This is a genomic window from Pseudomonas sp. NFPP28 (assembly GCF_900115535.1).
GTDB lineage: Bacteria > Pseudomonadota > Gammaproteobacteria > Pseudomonadales > Pseudomonadaceae > Aquipseudomonas > Aquipseudomonas extremorientalis.
The window spans coordinates 115,271-122,947 of sequence record NZ_FOWT01000014.1; the positions used below are offsets into that span (position 1 = coordinate 115,271).

The 7,677-nt window shown below is 60.3% G+C and carries 7 protein-coding genes; 2 read left to right on the forward strand and 5 right to left on the reverse strand.

The window, feature by feature from the left end; translation table 11 throughout:
- Window positions 1–30 precede the first annotated feature (30 nt).
- The 5 genes from BM110_RS29035 to BM110_RS29055 form a co-directional block, all read right to left on the reverse strand.
- On the reverse strand, window positions 31–717 hold the full coding sequence (locus BM110_RS29035; protein WP_092250053.1) for an SDR family oxidoreductase: 687 nt from the start codon (window positions 715–717) through the stop codon (window positions 31–33).
- 34 nt (window positions 718–751) lie between these two features.
- A complete protein-coding gene (locus BM110_RS29040) occupies window positions 752–1,333 on the reverse strand; it encodes an IMPACT family protein (RefSeq protein ID WP_093514670.1) in 582 nt (193 codons plus the stop codon).
- A 12-nt stretch (window positions 1,334–1,345) separates the two neighbouring features.
- Window positions 1,346–2,005: a TetR/AcrR family transcriptional regulator gene (locus tag BM110_RS29045; protein WP_058423630.1), complete on the reverse strand. Its 660-nt coding sequence runs from the start codon at window positions 2,003–2,005 to the stop codon at window positions 1,346–1,348.
- Between the two features lie 87 nt (window positions 2,006–2,092).
- Entirely contained in the window at window positions 2,093–3,487 is a 1,395-nt protein-coding gene (locus BM110_RS29050; RefSeq protein WP_093514671.1) for a uracil-xanthine permease family protein, read from the reverse strand.
- A gap of 80 nt (window positions 3,488–3,567) precedes the next feature.
- A complete protein-coding gene (locus BM110_RS29055; protein ID WP_092250063.1) occupies window positions 3,568–4,488 on the reverse strand; it encodes a LysR family transcriptional regulator in 921 nt (306 codons plus the stop codon).
- Window positions 4,489–4,614: 126 nt separating this feature from the next.
- Between BM110_RS29055 and BM110_RS29060 the strand changes: the two genes are divergently transcribed.
- Together BM110_RS29060 and BM110_RS29065 are read left to right on the forward strand one after the other, a co-directional pair.
- Window positions 4,615–5,964 (forward strand): omega-aminotransferase AptA, encoded by a 1,350-nt coding sequence (locus BM110_RS29060; RefSeq protein ID WP_065900385.1) that lies wholly within the window; start codon window positions 4,615–4,617, stop codon window positions 5,962–5,964.
- Window positions 5,965–6,003: 39 nt separating this feature from the next.
- Entirely contained in the window at window positions 6,004–7,497 is a 1,494-nt protein-coding gene (locus BM110_RS29065) for a CoA-acylating methylmalonate-semialdehyde dehydrogenase (protein ID WP_093514672.1), read from the forward strand.
- Window positions 7,498–7,677: the final 180 nt, after the last annotated feature.

The following is a 7,677-nucleotide window of genomic DNA, read 5'->3' on the forward strand; positions in this document are numbered from 1 at the left end:
GGCAATCGGTCGATAACAATCCCGCACCGCTTACCAGGCGATGGTGTCGCCTTTGTAGTCGATGAAGTGATGGCCGCCTTTGCCGGTGTAGGCGTTCACCTGGTCGACCAGGCCGCGCACGCTGGTGTCGACATCGATATGGGCGTTTTCGCCGCCCATATCAGTCTTCACCCAGCCCGGATGCAGCGACAGTACGGTCAGCTTGTGATCACCCAACTGAGTGATGAAGCTGTTGGTCATGGAGTTGAGTGCCGCCTTGCTGGCTTTGTACAGCGCCAGGTCCGAGCCGTCCGGGATGGTCACGCTGCCCAGCACCGAACTCATGAACGCCAGCACGCCAGTGTCCTTGCGGATCTGCCCGACGAAACGCTGGGCCAGGTTGATCGGCGCTACGGCATTGGTGAAAAACAGTTGGCCGACTTCGGCCAGGGTGGCGTGGCCCGGCTCCTGGTTGGCAGGGCCCTTGACGCCGGCGTTGACGAACAGCAGGTCGAAGGTGCTGGCCTTGAGGCGTTGGCTCAGGGCGATCACGGCTTGCTGATCGTCCATGTCGAGCTTCTCGATCTGTACCGGCCCAACGGCTTTCAGCGCATCGGCCTTGCTCGGGTCACGCACGGTGGCGGTCACCTCCCAGCCGTCCTGAAGCAGTTGCTTGACCAGGCCGAGGCCCAGGCCGCGGGAGGCGCCGATGATCAGTGCGGTTTTTGGCGTAGACATGAAAAGCTTCCTTTAGCGTCGCGGTTCACGGAGTTCAGCGTTGTAGCAGGATACGCCCACGGCTGAGGTCGGCGAGTTGAATTTGCAGGGTGTCGATATGCGCTTGGCCCAAGGCCAGTTGCAGCTCGACGCCATTGGCGGTGAAGGTTTCTTCGACCACCAGCCCACCCAGTTCGGCGACGCGCAGTTTCACCAGGTTCAACTCGGCGAAGCCACAAGCGCAACTCAAGGGGACACGGCTGATCAGTTCGATGCGATCGGCGGCTTGCAGGCATTTGTTCGCTCCACCGCCATAGGCCCGGGCCAGACCGCCGGTGCCCAGCTGGATGCCGCCGTACCAGCGAATCACCAGCACCGCCACCTGATCGAAGCCCTGTGCCTCGATGGCCGCCAGGATCGGCCGCCCGGCGGTGCCGCCGGGTTCGCCATCGTCGTTGCTGCGGTATTGATCGGCCAGTTTCCAGGCCCAGCAGTTGTGCGTGGCGTTCAAGTCGCTGTGTTGCTCGAAAAACGCCTGGGCGTCCTGCGGGCTGGTGATCGGTGCGGCGAGGGTGATAAAGCGGCTTTTGCGTATTTCTTCGCGAAACTCGCAAAGGCCGGTGAGCGTGAAAGGCATAAGTCGCTTCGTTTAATAGGCGGGCTTGATGCCGCAGCCCTTGAGGATGATATGGATCAGGTTAGTGCCGGCGTCTTCCATGTCCTGCTTGGTCAGCTTGGTGCGACCGGTGACGCGGCAGATCTGGGTGGCGAAGTCGGCGTAGTGCTGGGTGCTGCCCCACAGCAGGAAGATCAGGTGCACGGGGTCTATCGGGTCCATCTTGCCAGCGTCGATCCAGGCCTGGAACACGGCTGCCCGGCCGCTGAACCAGGCGCGGTAGTCCTGGCTGAAATATTCGGTGAGGCATTCGCCGCCGCTGATGATCTCCATCGCGAAGATTCGCGAAGCCTGGGGCTGGCGACGCGAGAACTCCATCTTGGTGCGGATGTAGCGGGTGAGCGCCACGGCCGGGTCATCTTCGGCGGTCAGCGTGTTGAAGGTGCTGTCCCACAGCTCGAGGATATTGCTGAGCACCGCGATATACAGGCCCAGCTTGTTGGTGAAGTAGTAATGCAAGTTGGCCTTGGGCAGCCCGGCACTGGCCGCGATGGTGTTCATGCTGGTGCCTTTGTAGCCATGGCGCGCGAACTCGTCTTCAGCCGCCTGCAGAATCGCTTGTTCGTTCTTTTGCCGAATGCGGCTGGCGGGCTTACCGGCGTGGGTGCTGTGGGCAGGAACTTCGAGGCTCATGGAGGTTTCCGTGCTGATCGATTGAGACGACGTGTGCACAGATAACCCACCCTCAAGCCTCAGACAAGTCCTGATGCAATAAAACCGTCAAAGCGGTTCCAGGCTGTCGCTTTCCGGTGCTTTGTTTGCGGCAGCGCTGGGGGCCTTGCTTTCGGGCAGCAACAGGCACAACACGATGGCCGTCAGCCCGCCGCTGGTGATGGCGGAGTCAAACAGGTTCTGCACCAGCGTCGGCATCAGATGCAGCAGGTTCGGTTGGGCGGCGATGCCCAGGCCGACGCCAAACGAAGTGGCGATGATCAGCATGCTGCGCCGGTCCAGCGGTGCCTGGGCGAGGATGCGCACGCCAGCAGCGGCCACACTGCCGAACATCACCAGGGTGGCGCCGCCCAACACCGGCTTGGGGATTTGTTGCAGCACGGCGCCAATCATTGGAAACAGACCGAGACAAAACAGCACCGCGCCGATGTAGAGGCCAACGTAGCGGCTGGCCACGCCGGTGAGTTGGATTACACCATTGTTCTGCGCGAAGGTGGTGTTGGGGAAGGCGCTGAAGGTGGCGGCGATCATGCAGCTCACGCCATCACCGAGTACGCCGCCCTTGAGTCTGCCTATATAAGAAGGGCCGCTGATGGGTTGGCGGGCAATCATGCAGTTGGCGGTGAGGTCACCAACGGTTTCGATGCTGCTGATCAGATAAATAAGCGCGATCGGTAGGAAAGCGCTCCAGTCGAAGTTGAAACCAAAGCGGAACGGGATCGGCAGGCTGACCAGCGGCAGATCTGGCAGGGCTTGAGGCACCAGTTTGCCACTGAACCAGGCGGCCAGGCTGCCGAGGGCGAGGCCGATGATGATGGCCGAGAGGCGCACCCAAGGTGTATTCGAGCGGTTGAGCAGAATGATCGTCAACACCACGAACAGGCCCAGCGCCAGGTTGGTCGGCGCGCCGAAGTCGGCGGCATTGAAGCCGCCGCCGAGGTCGGTGATACCGACTTTGATCAAGCTGATGCCGATCAGGGTGATGACGATTCCGGTGACCAGAGGCGTGATGACTCGGCGCAGCTGCCCGATGAAGCGGCTCAACACAATCTGCACCACGGCGCCGAAAAAGCACACGCCGAAGATCATCGCCATGATGTCTTCCGGGCTGCCGCCGCGTTGTTTTACCAGGAAACCTGCCGACAGCACCGCGCCGAGAAATGCGAAGCTGGTGCCTTGCAGGCAGATCATCCCGGCGCCTATACCGAAGGGCCTGCGCGCCTGGATGAAGGTGCCGACACCGGAGACCATCAGCGCCATGCTGATCAGGTAGGGCAAATGGGCGGTGAGCCCCAGGGCGGAGCCGATGATCAGCGGCGGGGTGATGATGCCGACAAATGCAGCAAGTACATGTTGCAGGGCGGCGAGTAAGGCAGGTCCGGGTTTCGGGCGGTCGTTGAGCCCGTAGATAAGATCGCTGCTGTTGGACGTTTCTGGTGGCATGGCGGGCAAACTCAAGGTCTATGTCCTTGGGTTGTTGCAAAAAGCTGTCCAACTGCTCAGCTTTTAGCTGCGAGGCCGAGTTAGCGGGTTGCCGCGAGACTTTCCAGGAAGCTTTCCAGCACCAAATGGGGGCGCCGGCCTTTGCGCGTGACCGATGCGAGGCTTAAATCGTAAAAACGCGTAGCCGGTTTCAGCGCACGCAGTCGGCCTTGTTGTACCCAAAGGCTCGCGTAGTGGTCGGGCAGGTAACCGATGTAACGGCCGGTGAGGATCAGGAACGCCATGCCTTCGCGGTCGGAGGCGCTGGCCGTGCAGTTGAGCGCCTGGTAATGGGCCTGGATTTCGGCGGGCAGGCGGAAGGTCGGGGCGATGGCGTCCTGAGCGTCAATGCGTGCATCTTCCAGTTGCCTGTTGTCGGCATAGAACAACGGGTGGCCGACCGCGCAGTAGAGCAATGAACGTTCACTGTACAGCGGCTGGTATTCCAACCCCGACAAGGCGCTGGCCTGCGGCACCACGCCCACATGCAAGCGGCCATCGAGCACGCCTTGTTCGACTTCGTTGGGGGCGATCATACGGATCTGGATCTGCACGTCCGGCCCGCGCTCCTTCAGTTGTGCGAGCGCGTGGGTGATGCGCATGTGGGGCAGGGTGACGAGGTTGTCGGTGAGGCCGATGATCAACTCGCCACGCAAGTGCTGGTGCAGGCCGTTGACCTCGGTGCGAAAGCTTTCCAGGGCACTCAGCAGTTGCAGGGCCGACTGGTAGACCTCGCGGCCCTCTTCGGTCAGGGAGAAGCCGGCGCGGCCGCGTTGGCACAGTCTCAATCCGAGGCGTTGCTCCAGGTCGCTCATTTGCTGGCTGATCGCCGAGCGCCCGATGCCCAGCACGGTTTCCGCCGCAGAGAAGCCGCCGCACTCCACCACGCTGCGAAAGATGCGCAGCAGGCGGATGTCGAAGTCGCTGACTTGGGCCAAGGGGTCGGGTCGACGGCTGCTCATAGTTTAGTGAAGGCCTGACTGAAGGTTAGAAGAGTTGGATTTCACCGACTTTATCGCCGTGGCAATTTAGCTGCAACAACGCTTTTTCAATCCCGACGCTGCCTTTTGCCCTGCGAGGTTTTGCTGATGAACATGCCCGAAAATGCCCCATCGTCCCTGGCCAGCCAATTGAAGCTGGACGCGCACTGGATGCCATACACCGCCAACCGAAACTTCCAGCGTGACCCGCGCCTGATCGTGGCCGCCGAAGGGAGCTGGTTGACCGATGACAAGGGCCGCAAGGTGTATGACTCGTTGTCGGGCCTGTGGACCTGTGGTGCCGGGCATACGCGCAAGGAAATCCAGGAAGCGGTCGCCAAGCAGCTGGGCACGTTGGACTACTCGCCGGGCTTCCAGTACGGTCATCCATTGTCCTTCCAGTTGGCGGAAAAGATTACCGACCTGACCCCAGGCAACCTGAACCATGTGTTCTTCACTGACTCTGGCTCCGAGTGTGCCGATACGGCGGTTAAGATGGTGCGTGCGTACTGGCGCCTGAAGGGCCAGGCCACCAAGACCAAGATGATCGGTCGCGCCCGTGGTTATCACGGTGTGAACATTGCCGGTACCAGCCTGGGGGGCGTCAACGGCAACCGTAAGCTGTTTGGCCAGGGCTTGATGGACGTTGACCATTTGCCGCATACCTTGCTGGCAAGCAATGCCTTCTCCCGTGGCATGCCGGAGCAGGGCGGTATCGCGCTGGCAGACGAACTGCTCAAGCTGATCGAATTGCACGACGCGTCTAACATCGCAGCAGTGTTTGTCGAACCTATGGCCGGCTCCGCTGGCGTGCTGGTGCCGCCACAGGGTTATCTCAAGCGTCTGCGTGAGATCTGTGACCAGCACAATATCCTGCTGGTGTTCGATGAAGTGATCACCGGTTTCGGCCGTACCGGCTCGATGTTCGGTGCCGACAGCTTCGGCGTGACCCCGGACCTGATGTGCATCGCCAAGCAAGTCACCAACGGCGCGATCCCGATGGGCGCAGTGATTGCCAGCAGCGAGATCTACCAGACCTTCATGAACCAGGCGACGCCGGAGTACGCGGTGGAATTCCCCCACGGCTACACCTACTCGGCGCACCCGGTGGCCTGCGCGGCGGGCCTGGCGGCATTGGACCTGTTGCAGAAGGAAAACCTGGTGCAGAGCGTCGCTGAAGTCGCCCCGCACTTTGAGAATGCGCTGCATGGCTTGAAGGGCAGCAAGAACGTGATCGATATTCGCAACTACGGCCTGGCCGGCGCGATCCAGATTGCCCCGCGTGATGGTGATGCCATCGTGCGTCCATTCGAGGCCGGCATGGCTTTGTGGAAAGCGGGTTTCTACGTGCGCTTTGGCGGTGACACCCTGCAGTTCGGGCCAACCTTCAACAGCAAGCCGCAGGACCTGGATCGCCTGTTCGATGCGGTCGGCGAAGTGCTGAACAAGATCGACTGATTTCTCCTTCTATATAGAACAACTTTTCAGGAGCCCCGCATGAGCCTTATCCAGCATTTGATCAACGGTGAGTTGGTCAGTGATTCCGGCCGTAGTGCCGACGTGTACAACCCGTCGACCGGCCAAGTGATTCATCAAGTGCCGTTGGCCAGCCGTGAAACCATCCAGCAGGCGATCGACGCAGCCAAGGCGGCGTTCCCGGCCTGGCGTAATACTCCGCCGGCCAAGCGTGCCCAGGTGATGTTTCGTTTCAAGCAATTGCTGGAACAGAACGAAGCGCGCATTTCGCAACTGATCAGCGAAGAGCATGGCAAGACGCTGGAAGATGCCGCCGGTGAGTTGAAGCGTGGCATCGAGAACGTTGAGTACGCGTGTTCGGCACCAGAGATTCTGAAGGGCGAGTACAGCCGTAATGTAGGACCAAATATTGATGCATGGTCGGATTTCCAGCCGCTGGGCGTAGTGGCCGGTATTACCCCGTTCAACTTCCCGGCAATGGTGCCGCTGTGGATGTATCCGCTGGCGATCGTCTGCGGTAACTGTTTCATCCTGAAACCATCGGAGCGTGATCCGAGCTCGACATTGCTGATTACACAACTGTTGCAGGAAGCCGGGCTGCCCAAAGGCGTGCTCAGCGTGGTGCACGGTGACAAGGGCGCGGTGGACGCGCTGATCGAGGCGCCGGAAGTGAAGGCGCTTAGCTTCGTGGGCTCGACGCCGATTGCCGAATACATCTACTCCGAGGCAACCAAGCGTGGCAAGCGCGTACAGGCATTGGGTGGGGCGAAGAACCACGCGGTGCTGATGCCGGATGCGGATCTGGATAACGCCGTCAGCGCTCTGATGGGTGCAGCATACGGTTCCTGCGGTGAGCGTTGCATGGCGATCTCGGTGGCGGTGTGCGTGGGCGACCAAGTGGCGGATGCGTTGATCGCCAAGCTGGTGCCGCAGGTCAAGGCACTGAAGATCGGGGCGGGGACGTCTTGTGGCCTGGATATGGGGCCGCTGGTGACTGGCCAGGCGCGGGATAAGGTCAGTGGCTATATAGAAGACGGTGTTTCTTCGGGTGCCAGGTTGGTGGTTGATGGGCGCGGACTGAGTGTTGCGGGCCATGAAGAAGGTTTCTTCCTGGGCGGTAGTCTGTTTGATCATGTGACGCCTGAAATGCGTATCTACAAAGAAGAGATCTTTGGGCCGGTGTTGTGTGTTGTGCGGGTGGATAGCCTGGAAGCGGCCATGCAACTGATCAACGACCATGAATACGGTAACGGTACGTGTATCTTCACCCGTGACGGTGAAGCGGCGCGTCTGTTCTGTGACGAGATTGAAGTGGGTATGGTGGGGGTGAATGTTCCATTGCCTGTGCCGGTGGCGTATCACAGTTTTGGTGGCTGGAAGCGTTCGCTGTTTGGCGATCTGCATGCCTACGGGCCGGATGGGGTGCGTTTCTATACTCGTCGCAAGGCGATTACCCAGCGTTGGCCGCAGCGGGCCAGTCATGAAGCCTCGCAATTTGCTTTCCCTAGTTTGTAAGTAGTGCAGAAAGCCGGCCCCTCGGGGCCGGCTTTTGCGTTTCTGGGAGTTTTTTGACCTGTGTGACAGAAATATGAAAAAAGGTGTTGACGGCAGATTCTGGAAGTCTATAATTCGCCCCACTTCCGGCGCAGTCGAAACGGAAAACTCCTTGGTAAACAAAGAGTTACGCAGAATTCG